The 19,312-nt window shown below is 45.8% G+C and carries 18 protein-coding genes and 1 riboswitch; all 18 genes read left to right on the top strand.

From position 1 onward, the window contains the following. The first annotated feature begins 9 nt into the window (after positions 1-9). The 18 genes from VIG27_RS16110 to VIG27_RS16025 all read left to right on the top strand — a co-directional run bounded on the left by VIG27_RS16110 (position 10) and on the right by VIG27_RS16025 (position 19,304). Positions 10-315, top strand: a complete 306-nt coding sequence (locus tag VIG27_RS16110) for a BMC domain-containing protein (RefSeq protein WP_394523618.1) — start codon at positions 10-12, stop codon at positions 313-315. Further along, a complete protein-coding gene (locus VIG27_RS16105; RefSeq protein ID WP_394523617.1) occupies positions 309-572 on the top strand; it encodes a EutN/CcmL family microcompartment protein in 264 nt (87 codons plus the stop codon). The genes VIG27_RS16110 and VIG27_RS16105 overlap by 7 nt, the downstream gene beginning before the upstream one ends. Before the next feature lie 15 nt (positions 573-587). After that, positions 588-1,217 carry a cupin domain-containing protein gene (locus tag VIG27_RS16100; RefSeq protein ID WP_394523615.1) on the top strand — a complete coding sequence of 210 codons (630 nt, stop codon included), beginning with the start codon at positions 588-590 and terminating at the stop codon, positions 1,215-1,217. 11 nt (positions 1,218-1,228) lie between these two features. Beyond that, the gene (locus tag VIG27_RS16095; RefSeq protein WP_394523613.1) at positions 1,229-1,816 is read left to right on the top strand and encodes a BMC domain-containing protein; all 588 of its coding nucleotides are present in this window, start codon (positions 1,229-1,231) and stop codon (positions 1,814-1,816) included. Positions 1,817-1,842: 26 nt separating this feature from the next. Further along, positions 1,843-3,390, top strand: a complete 1,548-nt coding sequence (locus VIG27_RS16090; protein ID WP_394523612.1) for an acetaldehyde dehydrogenase (acetylating) — start codon at positions 1,843-1,845, stop codon at positions 3,388-3,390. A gap of 23 nt (positions 3,391-3,413) precedes the next feature. Continuing rightward, positions 3,414-4,049 (top strand): phosphate propanoyltransferase, encoded by a 636-nt coding sequence (locus VIG27_RS16085; RefSeq protein WP_394523611.1) that lies wholly within the window; start codon positions 3,414-3,416, stop codon positions 4,047-4,049. 44 nt (positions 4,050-4,093) lie between these two features. Further along, positions 4,094-4,378 carry an ethanolamine utilization microcompartment protein EutM gene (gene eutM / locus VIG27_RS16080; protein ID WP_394523610.1) on the top strand — a complete coding sequence of 95 codons (285 nt, stop codon included), beginning with the start codon at positions 4,094-4,096 and terminating at the stop codon, positions 4,376-4,378. A gap of 193 nt (positions 4,379-4,571) precedes the next feature. Then, on the top strand, positions 4,572-4,961 hold the full coding sequence (locus VIG27_RS16075) for an ATP synthase subunit I (RefSeq protein WP_394523609.1): 390 nt from the start codon (positions 4,572-4,574) through the stop codon (positions 4,959-4,961). A gap of 103 nt (positions 4,962-5,064) precedes the next feature. After that, positions 5,065-5,997: a sugar phosphate nucleotidyltransferase gene (locus tag VIG27_RS16070; protein WP_394523608.1), complete on the top strand. Its 933-nt coding sequence runs from the start codon at positions 5,065-5,067 to the stop codon at positions 5,995-5,997. 103 nt (positions 5,998-6,100) lie between these two features. Beyond that, positions 6,101-6,811: a hypothetical protein gene (locus VIG27_RS16065; RefSeq protein WP_394523605.1), complete on the top strand. Its 711-nt coding sequence runs from the start codon at positions 6,101-6,103 to the stop codon at positions 6,809-6,811. Positions 6,812-6,973: 162 nt separating this feature from the next. After that, a complete protein-coding gene (locus VIG27_RS16060) occupies positions 6,974-9,451 on the top strand; it encodes a hypothetical protein (protein ID WP_394523604.1) in 2,478 nt (825 codons plus the stop codon). A 108-nt stretch (positions 9,452-9,559) separates the two neighbouring features. Further along, the gene (locus VIG27_RS16055; RefSeq protein ID WP_394523602.1) at positions 9,560-10,852 is read left to right on the top strand and encodes a UDP-N-acetylglucosamine 1-carboxyvinyltransferase; all 1,293 of its coding nucleotides are present in this window, start codon (positions 9,560-9,562) and stop codon (positions 10,850-10,852) included. A gap of 159 nt (positions 10,853-11,011) precedes the next feature. Further along, positions 11,012-11,941, top strand: coding sequence for a nucleotidyltransferase family protein (locus VIG27_RS16050; protein WP_394523601.1), 930 nt, complete (start codon positions 11,012-11,014; stop codon positions 11,939-11,941). 103 nt (positions 11,942-12,044) lie between these two features. Continuing rightward, positions 12,045-12,171: riboswitch (SAM riboswitch) on the top strand. A gap of 86 nt (positions 12,172-12,257) precedes the next feature. Then, positions 12,258-13,445, top strand: coding sequence for a methionine adenosyltransferase (gene metK, locus VIG27_RS16045; protein WP_394523599.1), 1,188 nt, complete (start codon positions 12,258-12,260; stop codon positions 13,443-13,445). A gap of 177 nt (positions 13,446-13,622) precedes the next feature. After that, positions 13,623-15,119, top strand: coding sequence for an ATP-binding protein (locus VIG27_RS16040; RefSeq protein WP_394523598.1), 1,497 nt, complete (start codon positions 13,623-13,625; stop codon positions 15,117-15,119). Further along, the gene (locus VIG27_RS16035; protein ID WP_394523597.1) at positions 15,116-15,805 is read left to right on the top strand and encodes a response regulator transcription factor; all 690 of its coding nucleotides are present in this window, start codon (positions 15,116-15,118) and stop codon (positions 15,803-15,805) included. The genes VIG27_RS16040 and VIG27_RS16035 overlap by 4 nt, the downstream gene beginning before the upstream one ends. Before the next feature lie 652 nt (positions 15,806-16,457). Then, a complete protein-coding gene (locus VIG27_RS16030) occupies positions 16,458-17,474 on the top strand; it encodes a zinc-binding alcohol dehydrogenase family protein (protein ID WP_394523595.1) in 1,017 nt (338 codons plus the stop codon). A gap of 12 nt (positions 17,475-17,486) precedes the next feature. Then, positions 17,487-19,304: a beta-glucoside-specific PTS transporter subunit IIABC gene (locus VIG27_RS16025; protein ID WP_394523593.1), complete on the top strand. Its 1,818-nt coding sequence runs from the start codon at positions 17,487-17,489 to the stop codon at positions 19,302-19,304. Positions 19,305-19,312: the final 8 nt, after the last annotated feature.

The following is a 19,312-nucleotide window of genomic DNA, read 5'->3' as shown; positions in this document are numbered from 1 at the left end:
AGTGGACAAATGGAATACCGGATGATTAAATCACCTTCAAAAGGAACCATTGATATTTTAAACCGGAGAAAAGGCTCCGGCTCCTCGGCCCCTATCGGGCAGGTGGATGCCATTGGTCTGGTCCAGGGCAGGATTATTGATATGGTCTGCGCCGCTGATGTAGCAGAAAAAGCTGTCGGCGTAACGGTGGAGGATATCAGAGGAAGCTGCCCACAGAACATGATTATGCTGGCGATATTTGGAGATACCGCATCAGTAGAGGCAGCGCTGGAAGAAATCAAACAAAGAGAAAAGAGAGGGACCATGGAATGGTAGCGGCAAGACTGATCGACAACATTTGGGCAACCAGAAAAGCCGAATCATTAAACGGATATAAATTCATGCTTGCTGAGATCATCGGAGGCACACGGGAAGGGGAACGGCTGATCGTAGCGGATATTATCAGTGCGGGAATCGGGGACCGTGTGATCGTATCTACCGGCTCTTCTGCCAGACGCATGCTGGGAAGTGATGATATTCCCATTGATGCAGTAGTAATTGGAATCATTGATGAGGATTGCCAATTTATATAGAAGGGAAGTGATCATATGAAGCAGTTGATATGCGCAAAGGATGTGGAAACACTTCATGCAGAAGGCAAAAAGGTGTTCTACATGGAACGCGGAAGCATCATCACTCCATCTGCAAGGGATGCGGCGGATTCCTACGGAATCACCTTCTGCGATAAGGCAGAAGAAGTGACCCAGGCTCCGGCGGCATCTGCAGGCATGGATATTGACAGCGAGAAAATTTATATGGTACTGAAGACACTGATGGAAAAGGGGCTGTTAAATGACATTTTAAAACCTTATGAGTCAGAAAGCCATGGAAATGGTTTAAAGGTGGTTCGTGGAGATTCTGTAAAAATGGACGTTTTTGATACCGGTGATCCCTCCGTAAAGGCTTATTATCAGGAACTGGTAAGCAAAGAGGAATCCCATATCAGTGCAGGATTTCTGGTGATTGACCATTCCAGATTTGAATGGGAGCTGACCTATGAGGAGATTGATTATGTCATTGAAGGAACGCTTACTGTGACAATAGACGGAAAGACCTATACGGCAAAAGCCGGCGATGTTCTTTTCGTACCATCAGGATCTAAAGTGACCTGGGGGTCCCCGGATAAAGCGAGGGTATTCTACGCAACGTATCCGGCAAACTGGGCAGATCTGGTTTAAGGAGGAGAACGATGCAGGCACTTGGTTTTATAGAAACAAAAGGTGTGCTGGCAGCGATTGAAGCGGCCGATGCCATGTTAAAGGCAGCAAACGTATCTCTGGTGGAAAAGACCAAAGTGGGCGGAGGGCTTATCTCTGTTACGGTGACTGGGGATGTAGCAGCAGTACAGGCGGCAGTAGATGCAGGAGCGGCAGCGGTGGAGCACATTGATGGAGCCGCCCTGGTGACGCGCCATGTGATTCCAAGGCCCCATGAGGAGCTTGCTGGGGTCATAGGCCCAGAAACTCCTGGTGAGCCGGAGGACGGTCAAACCCCGCAGTCAGCACCAAAAATCCAGACGGAACCGGTACCGTTGACAGAAGTACCTGCCTGTGAGACAAAACCGGCGGATACCATGAAAAGGGAAACGGTAGATGCTTGGATGAAGCAGGCTGGGGTTGAGGAAACCATGAAGATACTTGAAGATATGAAGGTAACAGAGCTTAGGACGCTTGCCCGCGAATATCCGGAATTCAGCATAGCCGGAAGAGAGATTTCAAAGGCAAATAAAACCCTGCTGCTGGATGAATTCGGGAATTATTATGGACAAAATGATTGAGATTTTTAATAAAGGAGAATCAAAACATGGAAAATTTTGATTATGATTTACGTTCCATCCAGGAAGCAAGGGATTTAGCAAGATGCGGAGAAGCAGCAGCAAAAGCAATTGCCAAATTTTCAGAGGAACAGATTGATGCAATTTTAAGAAGTATGGCAAAGGCAGGAGAAGAACATGCGCTCTGTCTGGCTGAAATGGCAGTCGAAGAAACAGGATTCGGTAAGGTAATGGATAAAGCATACAAAAACCATGCTGCCTCCACTCTTTTATACCAGCAGATCAAAGGAATGAAGACAACAGGGATTCTTTCCGAAGATACGGTAAATAAAACAATTGAAGTAGCAGAGCCGGTAGGTCTAATCATGGGGATCGTACCTTCCACAAACCCTACTTCCACGGTATTCTTTAAGTCTATGATTGCCATTAAATCCGGAAATGCGATTGTATTCTCCCCTCATCCATCGGCTGCAAAATGTACCTTAAAGGCAGCTGAGGTCATGCGGGATGCTGCGGTCGCAGCAGGTGCACCGGAGGGAATCATAGGCTGTGTATCCATGCCTTCCATGAGTTCGACCAATGAGCTGATGAAGGGAAAAGAAGTAAATATCATCATTGCAACCGGCGGTCCGGGAATGGTAAAAGCTGCCTACAGTGCAGGAAAGCCTGCCATTGGCGTAGGGGCAGGAAACTCTCCGGCTTACATCGAGAAAACAGCAAACGTGAAGGAAGCGGTAAAGACCATTTTGGCCAGCAAGACCTTTGACTATGGCACCATCTGTGCATCCGAGCAGTCCATTATCTGTGAGGAATGCAATGAAGCAGAAGTTATTTCCGAGTTAAAGAGCCAGGGCGGTTACTTCATGACAAAAGAAGAGACTGACAAAGTGTGCAGCCTGTTATTCAAAAATGGCCATAGCATGAATGCAAAATTTGTCGGACGTTCTCCTCAGGTCATTGCTTCAGCAGCAGGAATCCAGATTCCGGAAGGAACCAGAGTGCTGATCGGCAGACAGGAGGGCGTTGGAGAAGGTTATCCGTTATCCTACGAAAAACTGACCACCGTACTCGGTTTCTACACCGTAAAGGATTGGGAGGAAGCCTGCGGACTCAGCATTCGTCTGTTACAGAACGGAATCGGACATACCATGAGCATCCACACGCAGGATCGTGATAAAGTACTGAAATTCGCCGCAAAACCTGCTTCCAGAATCCTTGTAAACACAGGCGGAAGCCAGGGCGGAACAGGAATCAGCACAGGTCTTCCCATCGCCTTTACCTTAGGCTGCGGAACCTGCGGCGGAAGCTCTGTATCTGAGAATGTAAGTCCAAAGCATCTGATCAATATCAAGACCGTTGCATACGGCTTAAGAGATTGTGCAACCATTGCTGCCGATGATCCGACCTTTATGTGGAAAGACAACGGTACAAAAGCTGCATCAAGCCCGGCTGACTTTGCAGCGTCCTTTGAGAAGAAGGAAACCATCACCGGGTCCTCCTGTCAGACCGGCTGTGATGACAACGAGAAGCTGGCAGCTCTTGTAAAAGAAATCGTGCTTGCGATGAAAGGTCAGTAATCACAACTGGAAAGGAAACGATCATGGATAAGTATGAGGCAGTAATAAAGCTTTTAATGGAAGCTGTGAAAGCAGACTCCGGGAAAGATGAGTCCAAGATACCGGTGGGTGTTTCCAACCGTCACGTGCATCTGTCCCAGGAAGACTTGGATACTCTTTTCGGCAGGGGATATGAGCTTACCAATATGAAGGAGTTATCCCAGCCGGGGCAGTATGCCTGTAAGGAAACAGTGACCGTATGCGGTCCCAAAGGAGCCATTGAAAAGGTTCGTATTTTAGGCCCGGTCAGAAAAAAGACTCAGGTTGAGATCCTGGCTGCCGACAGCTTTAAGCTTGGAAAAAAAACAGAGCCTAAGATGTCCGGAGAATTAGCCGGAACGCCAGGAATCACTCTGGTAGGACCCAAAGGTTCTGTGGAGATCAAAGAGGGCTTAATCATTGCCCAGAGGCACATTCACATGAGCCCCTCCGATGCGCTGAAATTCGGTGTACAGGACGGACAGACCGTAAGCATAAGGACTGAAGGAATCCGCGGTGGCGTCTTTGATCATGTAGCCATTCGTGTAACCGATACTTCCAGTCTGGAATGTCATTTGGATACAGAGGAAGCCAATGCCATGGGGCTTGGCGGATCTGCAAGCGTCACCATTGTTAAATAAGTGAACCAATAAAAAATTATTATATAATCAGGAGGATTAAAAATATGAAATACGATGCATTAGGAATGATCGAAACAAAAGGTTTGGTTGGATCCATTGAAGCAGCAGATGCTATGGTAAAGGCAGCAAACGTAACTTTGGTTGGTAAGGAATTTGTAGGCGGCGGTCTTGTGACCGTTATGGTAAGAGGCGATGTAGGTGCTGTTAAGGCCGCAACGGATGCAGGCGCCGCAGCAGCACAGCGTGTAGGTGAACTGGTTTCCGTACATGTAATTCCTCGTCCCCATGCAGAAGTTGAAACAATTCTTCCTGCAACAAAAGAATTGTAATCTGACTGAAAAAAGGTCTGGTTTTCTCCGTTTTAAAAGGGAGGACCAGACCTTTTTTTTGTGGTAAACTATAGTTGCAGTTTTGGCAAGGACATGGGACCAAAATATATGGAATTGATTAAGAATAGACAAACTAAGAAAATCAGTTATAATAGAAGTTATATGATTCGTTATATCAACAGGAGGAAATCGAATGATAAAAGAAGAGAATCATCTGACCCTTGAGATTGTGGCGGGAACCGGGATTTTTGCAGCAGCAGCCATGCTAATCGCATTGTTTGTTTATCCAAAGCCTTCTGTTTTTGCAGGCTTATTATTGGGTGTATTTCTGTCTCTGGCCATGTTTTTTTCCATGGCATTGATCCTTAAGCTTTGCATAAAAGCAGGAAATCAAAAGTTTGCAGCGATTTTCAGCATAATCAGCTCCATGACCCGTTATCTGATCCTTCTTGCGTTAGTAGCAGTGGTTATTAAACGGTACTCCGTCTGGTTCCATCCGATTGCGTTGATTGTCGGCGTTTTTGGGATCAAGGCAGGTACGTTTTTACAGCCGGTTATTCACCGCTTCTTTCCAAATAAGTAGAAATCCTCAGCCGGAGCATAAGGATTGGCCATTGCGTGTAGATGGATGTGTTTTTTTATGATATACTATAGGACAGATAAAATTAAATAGGGAGTAACAATTCATGAAAGAAACGTCATTAGTCATTATGGCAGCAGGTATCGGAAGCCGGTTCGGCGGTGGAATCAAACAGCTGGAGCCTGTAGGACCAAGTGGAGAGATCATCATGGACTATTCCATCCATGATGCGCTGGAGGCCGGATTTAACAAGATCGTGTTTATTATCCGAAAGAATCTGGAAGAGGACTTTAAAGAAATCATTGGGAAGAGGATTGAAGGGATTGCCCCGGTAGCATACGCGTACCAGGAGCTTGATGATCTGCCGGAAGGGTTTCAGAAGCCGGAAGGCAGAACAAAGCCATGGGGCACCGGCCAGGCCATTTTATGTGCCAAGGCTGTGATTGATGAGCCGTTTGCGGTAATCAATGCAGACGATTACTATGGGAAAGAAGGCTTTGTTAAGATTCATGATTATCTGGTTCATGAAATGAACTGTGGGACAAAGCCTTATGATATCTGTATGGGAGGATTTATTCTGGGCAATACCTTGAGCGAGAACGGCGGTGTGACCAGAGGTGTATGTCAGGTTGATGAGAACGGGATCTTAAAAGAAGTGACCGAAACATACGACATCAGAAAAAAGGGTCCTGAGGCAGAGGGACGTAATGAAGCCGGAGAGCCGGTCCTGATCCCCCTGGAGCAGAATGTATCCATGAATATGTGGGGACTGTCTCCTGAGTTTTTAATGGAACTGGAGAAAGGCTTTCCTGAGTTTTTAAAAGCACAAAAGAAGGAAGATTTAAAATCAGAATATCTTCTCCCCAAAATTATTGACCGGCTGGTACAGTCAAATCAGGCAAAGGTCAGAGTTCTTGAGACAAAGGACAAATGGTTCGGGGTTACCTATAAAGAAGATAAACCTGCAGTTGCAGCTGCTATTCAAAAGCTGATTTCAGAGGGTGTTTATAAAACCCCCCTGTTCAACGGAGGAAATTGATCGAAAAAAGAGATTTTTTCTGATTCTGGGGAATCTGCACCTACCTATGAAGGAATGCATACTATAGTGTTGTATAAGTTTATAGCAGGGAGTGAGAACAGCCGTGCCCGATAACTCGGATTATACTTATGGCAACGATTTAAGCCAGATGGAACCGTATATGCTGTACGGAGACAGAAGCCTTTCGGGAAATCCTTTTGAAAAAAATTTTATGGTACGTGATTTGGAATATTTACAAGGGTTGTACCCGGGACATATGAAGCGCCTGCAGGAATATGTGATTTCTGCATGTGATCATCTGGAGTATAAAAACAGTCCGATGTACGATGAATATCCGGACCGCTTGCTGATCAATCAGATCTGTGATTCCATTTGCGATCAGATTCAAAGCGAAGGGGTCATCACAGAGGATGAGATTGCAGGAACATACGGTACCGAAACTTATGATACAGGCAGCCGGGTTGCAGAGACTGGAGAGTGGGACGAAGAGGTGACGGATGAAGAGGTTCTGCTATCCCAACAGAATAAATCCTCATGGGGCCCGAACCAACCGTGGGGGCCTCCGTGGGGTCCGCCATGGGGTCCGCCGCCAGGACCGAATAAACCGTGGGGCCCGCCATGGGGTCCGCCGCCAGGACCGAATAAACCGTGCTGTCCGCCATGGGGACGTCCGCCAGGACCCAATAAACCATGGGGACCGAATAAACCCTGGCGCCCGCCACACAAACATAACGTCTGGTTAAATGACGTTGTATCCGTACTTCTACTAAACGAAATGCATCGCAGAAGATGCGGCTCGGGACGCTGCAGATAAAAAAAGACAGAGCCGAGGCACTGTGGGTAAAAAATTACCTGCAGAGCTGCGGCTCTATTTATATCGCCTGGATTAACGAATGTTTAAGAAAGTTTTCATTGTAGTTTTGACCATATTTGTATACAATAAGAAGATAGAATGGAAAAACAAAGGATGTTTGATATGAGTCGATTATTGAAGAAAGTTGGGATTTTATCTGCGGTTTTTGTTGCAGCAATCGCAGTTTATTTTATGTGGAATCAAAAAAATACGGAAAAAAAAGATGTAATGGTATATACCTCTATGGATGAAGCTTCCCTGCCGGTTGTGTCCACGGAGATGTTTGGGCGGAAGATGAATCTGCTTCACGGGTATACCCAGGATATGAAGCAGACCGTAGCCAGGGAAGCGCTTACCGTTCTTCCTTCCGACCGGTCCTTGAACATTCACATCGGGGACTACAGCGGCAGCATTAAGGGCATCAGCTATGAAGTCCGCAGCCTTGACATGGAGCGTCTGGTGGAACGGACCACCATTGATACGTGGAACCAGGGAGAAAGCGGGGTCACCGCCACACTTCCCATCCAAAATCTTCTCACAAAGGACAAGGAATATTTGCTGGTCCTTACGCTTGACACATCGGATAAGGGACAGCTTCTTTACTATACAAGGATCATGTGGACGGACAGCACCAACGCAAAAGACATGATTGATTTTGCGGTTGATTTTACCAATAAGACCTTTCATTACGATCAGGCAAAAGAGCTTACCACCTATCTGGAAACCAGTGATACCGAGGATAACAGCTCACTTGGCCATGTAACCATACGGTCCAGCTTTTCCCAGCTGACCTGGGGCGGGCTTGCCGTTGCTCCGGTTGGCGATATCCGGGTCACCCTAAAGGATTTAAACGGGATCATGTGCAGCGTTCAGCTGAAGTATCAGGTCACCCGCGGGGAAGAAGGAGACAAAAAAGAGCTATATGAGGTGGAAGACAATTTCACCATGAAGTGGGACAGCAGAAGAATCTATTTAATGGATTTTGAACGGGATACCAACCAGATTTTTTCCGGACAAAAGGAGTTGTTCTCCGGAAAACGGATTCTTTTGGGAATCACCAATCCGGACGAGGTCCATACAGCAAAAAGTCCTTCAGGCAATCAGATCGCCTATGTGGTCAACCGGGATTTATGGACCTTTGACCAGAAGGGCGGACATGGCGTAAAGGTATTTTCCTTCCGCAGCAAAGGCGATGACGGACTGCGGAGCGGCTATGACCAGCACGACATTAAAATCCTGTCGGTCAGAGATAATGGAGACGTGGATTTTCTGGTCTATGGGTATATGAACCGTGGAATCCATGAAGGAAGCATGGGAATCGCCATGTATCAGTACAGCAGCCAGAATAATGCCATTGAGGAACATTTTTTCACCCCTGTCACCTTATCCTTTGAGATGCTGAAGGAGGAAGTAGACCAGCTTGCACATTTAGGGACCAACGGAATGCTTTATTTAATGGCTGACCGGTCGGTATACGGCATTGATTTAAACAGCAATGAATATATGGTTCTTGCAGATTCCCTGATGGAAGGCGGATATGCGGTCAGCGGTACGGAACGCCATTTTGCATGGCAGGAGGGCAGCGATGCATATGGCGCCAGGACGATCCACCTGATGGACCTGGATACGGGGAAAAAAAGAGAGATAGGCGGAGGAGAAAAGGATTTATACAGACCTCTTGGATTTGTAGGAGATGACTTCATCTATGGCATCGCCGGCGATGGGGATGTATGGGTGCAGAACGGGCGGATCATGGATGCCCCGATGCGCCGCATCGAGATCATGGATCAGAGCGGGAAGATCGTTAAAGAATACGAGCAGGAGAATGTTTATATTTCAGACGTTTCCGTTGACGACAGCCGCATTCATTTGACCCAGGCGGTCAGGAGCGGGGAACAGTCCTATGCTGCGTCCAAACGGGACACCATTGTCTGCAACCAGGAACTTTCCGACGCAGACATGGCAGGAATCGGCTCCTTTGCTTCCGATGACCGGAAAAAGCTTTATTTTGTCCAGCTGGACAAAGAAATGGAAAGCAAGCAGGTAAAGATCACGGTTCCTAAAAAAGTCGCTTATGAAACCACGGAGGTCGTAGAGCTGAAGGGCAATCAAACGACCAGGGAAAACCGGTATTATGCCTACGGCAGCGGACGTTTTCTTGGAAGCCGGCGGGATTTTACGGATGCGCTTGCCCTTGCCTATGATAAAATGGGAGTCGTGACCGACCAGAATCAGGAGATTTTATGGAACCGGGTGAACCGGCCGCCCATCCGCACGATGAAGGACCCGTTAAAAACGGGAGCGGTTTTTTTAAACCATCTGGCTGACTTTGATGGAACCATGGCCCGCAAAAAGGGGGTACGTTTGATCGACGCCAGAGGGTGCACGCTGAACCAGATCCTTTACTTTGTAGGAAAGGGCTGTCCTGTTGCTGCTTATACCGGACAGGGAGGATATCTACTTATCTCCGGCTATGACCAGTATAACGTGACGCTGTTCAATCCGGAGACCGGAGACACCCAGAAGATGGGCATGAATGATGCATCTGCTTACTTCACGGGACAGGGAAATGACTTTGTCTGCGGGATAATCACAGAATAAGAAAGTCCGTTCTCTTTACAAATCCGTAAGATATGTTATAATCATTAAAGGCTAATTAGAAAAATGTAAGAATTATTTAATAGATAACATAATAATCAGAGGTGTGAAATGGAGCAGTATATTATGAAGGGCGGAAATCCCCTGGTCGGTGAAGTGACCATCGGCGGAGCAAAGAATGCCGCTTTGGGAATTCTGGCAGCAGCTATCATGACAGATGACGATGTTCTTATCGATAATTTACCCGATGTCCGGGATATAAATGTTTTACTGGAGGCAATTGAAGAAATCGGGGCAAAAGTAGAACGGATCGACAGACATACCGTCCGTATTAATGGAGGAACCATCCGAGAGGTTTCGGTTGACGATGAGTATATCCGTAAAATCAGGGCTTCCTATTATTTTATCGGGGCCATGCTGGGCAAGTATAAAAGTGCCCAGGTTCCTCTTCCGGGAGGCTGTAACATTGGAAGCAGACCCATTGACCAGCATTTAAAAGGATTTCGTGCTCTTGGGGCAGAAGTTAAGATCGAACGCGGCGCCGTAATCGCTCATGCCATTGATTTAGTGGCAAGCCATATCTATCTCGATGTAGTGAGTGTTGGAGCTACCATTAATGTGATGATGGCGGCAACCCTTGCAGAAGGACAGACTATCCTTGAGAATGTGGCCAAGGAACCGCATGTAGTGGATGTTGCCAACTTTTTAAACAGCATGGGAGCCAACATCAAAGGCGCCGGTACGGATACCATCAGGATTCGCGGCGTAAGAAAGCTTCATGGAACGGAATACTCCATTATACCGGATCAGATCGAAGCAGGTACCTTTATGTGTGCCGCAGCGATTACCCGCGGAGATGTGATGGTAAAAAATGTCATCCCCAAGCATTTGGAGGCAATTACTGCGAAGCTTTTAGAGATGGGATGTGAAGTTGTGGAATTTGATGATGCGGTCCGCGTGGTCGGGAAGAGCAATCAAAAACACACAGATGTAAAGACCCTTCCCTATCCGGGATTTCCTACCGATATGCAGCCTCAGATTGCAGTCACTCTGGCACTGGCCAACGGCACCAGTGTGGTAACGGAGAGCATTTTTGAGAACCGTTTCCGCTATGTGGATGAGCTTTCACGCATGGGAGCCTGCGTGAAGGTGGAAGGGAATGTAGCTGTTATTGACGGAGTGAAAGCATTTACCGGTGCGTATGTCAATGCTCCCGACCTTCGTGCAGGTGCAGCTCTTGTAATTGCAGGACTGGCAGCAGATGGATATACCGTGGTGGATGAGATCGGTTATATTCAGAGAGGTTACGAATGCTTTGAAGAAAAGCTTCAGGGCCTTGGTGCTATGATTGAAAAAGTTGATTCCGAAAAGGAAGCGAAGAAATTTAAATTAAAGGTTGGCTAAGCCGGCTGTTAATGTAAAGTATGATAGGGAATCTGTCCGATGGGGACAGGTTCCTTTTTTGCGGGTAAGGGAATTGGAGGCTGCTTTCCTCTATGGACACCAGGCTGGTTCCGTGCTAAAATGGCAGGGACACAAAACAAACGAGCGGAGGTAACAGGAATGAATCAAAAACCGGTTCTGGTAATCATGGCAGCAGGTATGGGAAGCCGTTACGGAGGATTAAAGCAGATTGATCCTGTGGATGCCTGGGGAAATAAGATCATTGATTTTTCCATATACGATGCGGTGAAAGCCGGATTTGAAACGGTTATTTTTATCATTAAAAAATCCATTGAAAAAGAATTTAAAGAGCACATCGGAAACCGGCTGTCAAAGTATGTTAAGGTTCAGTATGTCTATCAGGAGCTGGATAGGCTTCCGGAGGGCTATAAAGTACCCGAAGGACGAGTAAAGCCATGGGGAACCGGACATGCGATTCTTTGCTGCAAGGACGTGATTGACGGACCCTTTGCTGTGATTAATGCGGATGACTATTACGGAAGAAGTGCGTTTGAAACCATATATAACCAGCTGACGAAAACGGCAGATGATGATTTATATCATTATGCCATGATTGGCTATGAGCTTTATAATACTCTGACGGAGAATGGCCACGTAGCCAGAGGAGTATGCACCACCGATGAAAAGGGCAGACTTTTGGATATCCACGAGCGTACCAGGATTGAAAAGCATGGGGAAATCGCAGAATATACGGAGGATGACGGCAGAAGCTGGTCAGAGCTTGGAAGGGAAACCATTGTTTCCATGAATTTATGGGGATTTACCAGCAGTATCTTAACGGAGCTTTCCAACCGTTTTACGGCCTTTTTAGAGAAAGAAGGACAGGAGAATCCTTTAAAATGCGAATATTTCCTTCCGTTTGTGGTGGATGCGCTGCTGAAAGAAGGAAAAGCAGAGGTAACTGTTTTAAGGAGTCCGGACCGCTGGTATGGAGTGACGTATAAAGAAGATAAGGCTGCTGTGGTAGAAGCAATCAAGGAACTGAAAAAGTCCGGTCTTTATCCGGAAACCTTGTGGGAAGACCGGTAAATCTGCGTTGGAAATACACTTGACAGCCGATTCTGAATAGGTTAGAATATAGGTGCAAATTAAGTACCTTACAATTGAATAACAAATGAAAAGTACGTAATATCCCTTATTCAGAGTGATGGAGATACAAAGGATCTATGAAGTCACGGCAACCCCTGTCAGATGAAAGTGTTTCGTTTTTCAATGAGACCGGAAGGTGCCAACCTGAGCGAGAAATCGAGCAATAAGAGGATTTGATACAGTTTATCAAGTCCGCATTTGCTGCGGACTTTTCTTTTTGTTATTCCCCCATGTAAAATAAAGGAGGAATTTCAACATGGAAAAATTATTGTTTACATCCGAGTCAGTAACCGAAGGGCATCCGGATAAAATGTGCGACCAGATATCAGACGCCATTCTTGACGAACTGTTAAAGCAGGACCCCATGAGCCGCGTGGCATGTGAGACCTGTACCACAACGGGAATTGTCATGGTTATGGGAGAGATCACCACTCACGCCTATGTGGACATTCAGAAGATTGTACGCCAGACCGTAAAGGAAATCGGTTATGACAGTGCAAAATCCGGATTTGACAGCGAGACCTGCGGTGTTATGGTGGTTCTTGATGAACAGTCCAAGGACATCGCCTTAGGCGTTGACCGTGCTCTGGAAGCAAAAGAAAATAAAATGTCTGACGAAGAAATTGATGCCATCGGTGCAGGCGATCAGGGAATGATGTTCGGTTTTGCAAGCAATGAGACCGAAGAATATATGCCATATCCCATTGCACTGGCTCACAAGCTGGCTCGTCAGCTTACAAAGGTCCGTAAGAACGGGACACTGACCTATCTCCGTCCGGACGGGAAAACTCAGGTAACCGTTGAGTATAACGAAGCTGGAAAACCGATTCGCCTTGATGCAGTTGTGTTATCCACCCAGCATGACGAAGACGTAAGCCAGGAACAGATCCACAAAGATATCAAAAAGTATGTGTTTGACGAGATTCTGCCCAAAGAACTGGTAGACAAAGATACAAAATTCTTTATCAATCCAACCGGACGTTTTGTAATCGGCGGACCTCAGGGTGACAGCGGTCTGACCGGACGTAAAATCATTGTGGACACCTACGGCGGCTATGCCCGTCACGGCGGCGGTGCGTTCTCCGGAAAGGACTGCACCAAGGTTGACCGTTCCGCGGCTTATGCAGCCCGTTATGTGGCTAAGAACATCGTAGCCGCAGGTCTGGCCGACAAGTGTGAGATCCAGCTTTCCTATGCCATCGGTGTGGCTCACCCCACGTCTGTTATGGTGGATACCTTCGGCACCGGTAAATTAAGCAACGAAAAGCTGGTGGAGATCATCCGTGAAAACTTTGATCTGCGTCCTGCAGGAATCATCAAAATGCTGGATTTACGCCGTCCGATCTACAAGCAGACCGCGGCTTACGGACATTTTGGAAGAAATGATCTGGATCTGCCCTGGGAGAAGCTTGACAAGACAGAACTTTTAAAGAAATATTTATAAAACCGATTATGGAATCATAAAAAGCTGCTGCAACATGGGAAATTTCCATTTGCAGCGGCTTTTTAAATTTTAGAATTGTTTTATAAATTCTCTGGCCGTTGTGTGTTATAATACCATTACATTCTATGATATTTTTGTTATGTATTTCAGCTTGTTATAATAAGAGAGGCGAGAGACGTGAAATTACGATTAAAAACCCGTTTGGTGGTTGCGTTTATGATTATCACGGTGATTCCCTTTGTCCTGATACTCTGCGTGGTTACAGGACTGGTCAGTTACCAGAAGAATGCTTTTCGGAAAGCTTATAATCTGACCGATCAGGTAGATCTTGTTTCCGGCAACACCATTCAGATCTTCAACCGCCTGACCAGCCAGGAGATAAAGGAAGTCAGTCAGGTTCTTCATAACGACCCGGGACAATTTAATAATATCGAATATTTAAATAAACTGAATGCATCTCTGGCGGAGAAGTATGCCTATGTGATCGTTCGCAAGGGAGATTCTTTGATTTACGATGGCAACAGCCATGTTACCCAGGGATTATACGATCAGCTTCCCAAATATGAGGAGATCGACAGCACTCTGGACGGAGCCATCTATCTGGACGGTGAGACCCAGCATCTGGTAAAGCAGATTGATTTTCTTTTTCCTGACGGAGGAGAAGGAAGTGTGTTTATTGTTTCCAATGTGGATGGACTGCTTCCGGAGATCAGGATCATGATGTGGGAGATGATTCTTGCAGGAATTATGATCATCGTATTTACCGATGCCATCCTTATGATGTGGGTATACCGGTCGGTCATCAGTCCTTTGGGAAGGCTCAAAGTTGCCACCAAGAATATCCGGGACGGCAATCTGGATTTTGCACTGGAGATTGAAGAGGATGATGAGATCGGACAGCTCTGCCAGGATTTTGAAGAGATGCGGATTCGTTTAAAGGAATCCGCGGAAGAGAAAATCCAGTACGATAAAGAAAATAAGGAACTGATCAGCAATATTTCCCACGATCTAAAGACTCCCATTACTGCCATCAAAGGTTATGTGGAGGGGATCATTGATGGAGTGGCATCTTCTCCGGAGAAGCTGGACCGGTATATCAGGACAGTTTATAACAAAGCCAATGATATGGATAAGCTGATTGATGAACTGACCTTTTATTCCAAGATTGATACCAATAAGATCCCTTATACCTTTTCAAAACTCAGCGTATCCAATTATTTCAGGGATTGTGTGGATGAGGTGGGGATGGAGATGGAAGCCCGCAGCATAGAATTGGGATATTTCAACTATGTGGATGAAGATGTGGAGATCATTGCGGATGCGGAACAGCTTCGGCGTGTCATCAATAATATTATCAGCAATTCTGTTAAGTATATGGATAAGAAGAATGGAATCATCAACATTCGGATCAAGGATGCGGGAGATTTTATACAGGTAGGCATTGAGGATAACGGCAGGGGCATCCCTGCGAAGGACCTTCCTAATATTTTTGACCGGTTCTACCGTACGGACTCCTCCAGGAATTCCTCTCAGGGAGGAAGCGGAATCGGATTGTCCATTGTTAAGAAAATCATTGAAGATCATGGGGGCAGGATATGGGCCAGCAGTAAGGAAGGCATTGGAACCGAGATCCATTTTGTATTAAGAAAATATCAGGAGGTTATACAGGAATGAGCAGAATACTGATTGTGGAAGATGAGATAAGCATTGCAGAGCTGGAAAAGGATTATCTGGAACTCAGCGGATTTGAAGTTGAGATTGAAAATGACGGAAGGGAAGGCCTGACCCTTGCCCTTAATGAGGATTTTGATCTGCTCATTCTGGATTTAATGCTTCCCGGAGTGGATGGCTTTGAAATCTGCCGGAAGGTGAGAGAGGTGAAGAACACTCCCATCATTATGGTTTCTGCCAAAAAGGAAGACATTGATAAGATTCGTGGATTAGGCCTTGGTGCGGACGACTACATTACAAAGCCGTTCAGTCCCAGTGAGATGGTGGCTCGTGTGAAAGCCCATCTGGCCCGCTATGAACGGCTGATCGGCAGCGGAATGCCGGATAACGAGATCATTGAGATCCGGGGACTTAAGATTGATAAGACCGCAAGAAGGGTATGGATCAACGGGGAAGAGAAGAACTTTACCACCAAAGAGTTTGACCTTTTAACCTTCCTTGCTCAGAATCCCAATCACGTATTTACCAAAGAAGAATTGTTTAATAAAATATGGGATATGGAATCCATTGGGGATATTGCCACCGTCACGGTTCATATTAAGAAGATCAGGGAAAAGATCGAATTCAATACGGCCAAACCCCAGTATATCGAGACGATCTGGGGCGTGGGATACCGGTTTAAGGTGTAATAGGAATAGGGAGAATTCGGTGCGTTCTCCGTGGTGACACATGAATTATTTTAAAGGGTATATGCTGAAAAGCGGCATATACCCTTTTTTGTTTTATTTGGAAGGTTTTTATATTCATTTCGTGTTCATAACAATCGTCCCCCATCCGCGTGTCTGAAATCATATTGGAACGTAATTCCTGTTCCTTTCCCCAAATATCAAGGATAATGCTTTTACATTGATAAATTATATTGAAATCGGTTGCATAAAATAATTTTATATTATTAAAATAATTGTATATACTGCACAAAAAAGTAGAAAAAAGATTGGAAGAAAATATAATTGACGTAGACGTTTTAATCTGATAATCTTTAAATATGATTGCAACCGGTTGCAATGAAATAATTTTATATTTCAAATAAGTGAAGAAAAAATGAGTGGTACCAGAAGGAGTATTGCAGAAAGTGGAAGAATTGTGGCATTTAGGGAATTGATTTTTTCCTGACGGATACGATTTAAAGAGAAGGCGGTTTTCTGATCGGGGGGAAATTGAGAATACCTGGTGTGTACTGTCTGAACCAGTACTTTCTGCAGGATACTGGTAAGGAACCAGAGTCAGGGAAATGCAATGCAATGGAATTTCTCTGCGGAGTTTCGTGCAAAGGAGATCAAAATGAAAGCAATAAAATATGAGAAGCCATGGGTAGCAGAGTGTGTGGATATACCAATGCCTCACCGCAGAGAGCAGGAGGCTTTGATTCGAGTAAAATCGGCTGGAATCTGCGGAAGCGATATTGGGGCTTTTCGCGGGACAAATCCTTTGGTCACATACCCACGGATCATCGGACATGAAGTGGCAGGAGAAATTCTTCAAATATCCCCCAATAACAAGAGAGGGCTTAACGTGGGGGACAAAGTGATTTTAGACCCTTATCTATACTGTGGCCGCTGCTATCCTTGTTCCATCGGGCGGACAAACTGTTGTACGGATTTAAAGGTGCTTGGGGTTCACGTAGAAGGAGGAATGGCGGAATATGTTACCCATCCGGAGGATATGCTGTGGAAATTACCGGATGATATGGATTGGGAATTAGCCCCGATTGCAGAACCGCTGACCATAGCTCTTCATGGACTTCACAGAGGTGAGCTGAAAGCAGGGGAGCATGTAGTGGTTATTGGTGCAGGACCCATAGGAATGCTGGCTGCCATGTCTGCCATCGCTTATCAGGCGGTTCCCATCGTGATCGACCCGGTAGATGAGCGTCTTAAAATGGCAAAGGATGCGGGGGTGGGTTATGTTATCAATCCATCAAAAGAAAATGCAGAAGAAAAGATTCTGGAATATACAAACGGAAGAAAAGCAGAGCTTGTGATGGAGTGCTCCGGAGCGAATGCGGCGGTTCGTTCGACGCTTGATTATGTTGCAAATGCCGGACGTATCACGCTTACCGGCTGGCCGAAAACGGAAACGCCCATACCGACGGATGTTATTACAAAGAAGGAAGTAGATATCAGGGGAGCGAGGACAAGTGCAAATGAATTTGAAGAGGCGATCAGACTGATCCATTCCGGCGCTGTGGATGTGCGGAAGATACTGACCTGCATCACAACCATGGAAGAGGCTCCGGAAATGATAAGATCCATTGAAAAGGAACCAGGAAACTATATGAAGGTTCATGTTTGTTTATAAGGGGATAGACATATGACAAATAAGGAATTAGCAAAAAAGATAATTGAGTTGGTTGGTGGAAAAGAAAATATATCAAGAGCCGCACATTGTATGACAAGATTACGGCTCAATCTGAAAGATAATGATAAGATACAGCTGGAGGATATAAAAGCAATAAAAGGAATCCTTGGGGCCCAGATTCAGAATCAGCAGCTTCAGATCATCATTGGTCCTCAGGTAGGGTCCATTTACACGGAGGTGGCTTCCTTTTTAGGAACCAGCGAAGAACAAGAGGACGGGGACGGAAACGGTAACAATAAGAAGATCATTTCAAAGTTCCTGGATGTGCTTTCCGGAATATTCATTCCTGTTATTCCCGGCATCGCCGGGGCAGGTATGCTGAAGGCGATTATCGCTCTTTTAAAGGCTATGGGGTTGGTTTCCCAGGATAGTTATACGTTTCAGCTGTTTAACATGATGGCAGATTGTATTTTCTACTTTCTTCCGTTTTTCCTGGCAGTATCCAGTGCGAAAATATTTAAGACAAATATCACACTTGCCGTTGCTCTTGCGGCCGCCCTGCTGCATCCGACCCTGTTAAATCTCGCAACGGCAGGGGAGCTGACTTCCGTAGGGTTCTTTGGACTTCCGGTGCGTGTGGTCAACTATACGTATTCGGTTATTCCAATTGTACTTGGCGTGTGGATTTTAAGCTATGTGTACCGTTTTGTGGATAAGCATATGCCAAATGTTATGAAGGTCATATTTACGCCTACGGTGGTGCTTCTTATTATGGTTCCTCTCGAACTGATCGTATTGGGACCGATGGGAAACTATGCCGGTTCGGCTCTTACAAAATTCATTACTTATTTATTCACGGTAAACTCATTTGTGGCAGGATTTATCATGGCTTTGATACGGCCCATTACGGTTATGACGGGAATGCATCAAGGGTTTACACCGGTTATATTCCAGAATCTGGCGGAACTGGGGTATGATATGCTGCTGCCAACCATGTTTATGTCCACCATGGCACAATTTGGTGCAACTGCGGCCATGTATTTTAAAACAAAGAAAAGTGAACAGAAATCTTTGATTATATCTTCCAGCTTCTCCGCAATCATGGGTATTACAGAACCAGCCTTATACGGAATATTGATCCGGTATAAAAAGGCATTTTTAGCGGCGTGTTTGGGGGGAGCTTTGGGAGCCGGATATATTTCCATGACCGGGTTCCGTCTGGTAAGCTTTGCAAGCTCCAGCATCGTTAGTCTGCCGTTATATTTTCAATCCAATGTGCCGGATGTTTTGATTGCAATGTTCATCAGTATCGTGTCAGCCTTTGGGCTGGCAATCGTCCTGGAAAAGCCGGAGGTGACGGAGGAAAAAGCTGCAACGGGGACCCAGATCATGGCTCCTGTCAGCGGTCGGATCGCAGATTTATCCTCCGTCAGTGACGAGACTTTTTCTTCCCGTGTTCTTGGGGATGGAATTGCAGTGATTCCCAGTGAAGGAATGGTGTATGCGCCCATAAACGGTACGGTTACGAGCCTTTTTCCAACCAATCATGCCATTGGGATTGCATCTGCTGACGGTTTGGAGGTATTAATCCATATTGGGCTGGATACGGTTCAGTTGAACGGAAGCAATTTTGAGGCTTTTGTAAAACAGGGCCAGGAGGTTCGTCAGGGCGATAAGCTGATCCGGTTTGAGCTGGACGAATTAAAGAAAACCTACGATATGATCACACCGGTTTTGATTTTGGATAAGGATCGTATTTTGAGCTTTGACAAAAAGGCAGGTGATTATGTATCATTTGGAGAGAGGATTATGACAGTTTCCCGTAAGTAAAAGCAAGG

The sequence above is a fragment of the Lacrimispora sinapis genome, from assembly GCF_043633585.1.
Classification (GTDB): domain Bacteria; phylum Bacillota; class Clostridia; order Lachnospirales; family Lachnospiraceae; genus Lacrimispora; species Lacrimispora sinapis.
This window is presented reverse-complemented; position numbering and strand designations above follow the sequence as displayed.

Bases quoted from the DNA above. Each gene is read 5' to 3' on its own strand.
- VIG27_RS16085 (WP_394523611.1), top strand. From the start codon at position 3,414: ATGGATAAGTATGAGGCAGTAATAAAGCTTTTAATGGAAGCTGTGAAA.
- VIG27_RS16075 (WP_394523609.1), top strand. From the start codon at position 4,572: ATGATAAAAGAAGAGAATCATCTGACCCTTGAGATTGTGGCGGGAACC.
- VIG27_RS16110 (WP_394523618.1), top strand. From the start codon at position 10: ATGGAATACCGGATGATTAAATCACCTTCAAAAGGAACCATTGATATT.
- VIG27_RS16070 (WP_394523608.1), top strand. From the start codon at position 5,065: ATGAAAGAAACGTCATTAGTCATTATGGCAGCAGGTATCGGAAGCCGG.
- VIG27_RS16030 (WP_394523595.1), top strand. From the start codon at position 16,458: ATGAAAGCAATAAAATATGAGAAGCCATGGGTAGCAGAGTGTGTGGAT.
- VIG27_RS16105 (WP_394523617.1), top strand. From the start codon at position 309: ATGGTAGCGGCAAGACTGATCGACAACATTTGGGCAACCAGAAAAGCC.
- VIG27_RS16035 (WP_394523597.1), top strand. From the start codon at position 15,116: ATGAGCAGAATACTGATTGTGGAAGATGAGATAAGCATTGCAGAGCTG.
- eutM (WP_394523610.1), top strand. From the start codon at position 4,094: ATGAAATACGATGCATTAGGAATGATCGAAACAAAAGGTTTGGTTGGA.
- VIG27_RS16025 (WP_394523593.1), top strand. From the start codon at position 17,487: ATGACAAATAAGGAATTAGCAAAAAAGATAATTGAGTTGGTTGGTGGA.
- VIG27_RS16090 (WP_394523612.1), top strand. From the start codon at position 1,843: ATGGAAAATTTTGATTATGATTTACGTTCCATCCAGGAAGCAAGGGAT.
- VIG27_RS16050 (WP_394523601.1), top strand. From the start codon at position 11,012: ATGAATCAAAAACCGGTTCTGGTAATCATGGCAGCAGGTATGGGAAGC.
- VIG27_RS16095 (WP_394523613.1), top strand. From the start codon at position 1,229: ATGCAGGCACTTGGTTTTATAGAAACAAAAGGTGTGCTGGCAGCGATT.
- VIG27_RS16060 (WP_394523604.1), top strand. From the start codon at position 6,974: ATGAGTCGATTATTGAAGAAAGTTGGGATTTTATCTGCGGTTTTTGTT.
- VIG27_RS16100 (WP_394523615.1), top strand. From the start codon at position 588: ATGAAGCAGTTGATATGCGCAAAGGATGTGGAAACACTTCATGCAGAA.
- VIG27_RS16055 (WP_394523602.1), top strand. From the start codon at position 9,560: ATGGAGCAGTATATTATGAAGGGCGGAAATCCCCTGGTCGGTGAAGTG.
- metK (WP_394523599.1), top strand. From the start codon at position 12,258: ATGGAAAAATTATTGTTTACATCCGAGTCAGTAACCGAAGGGCATCCG.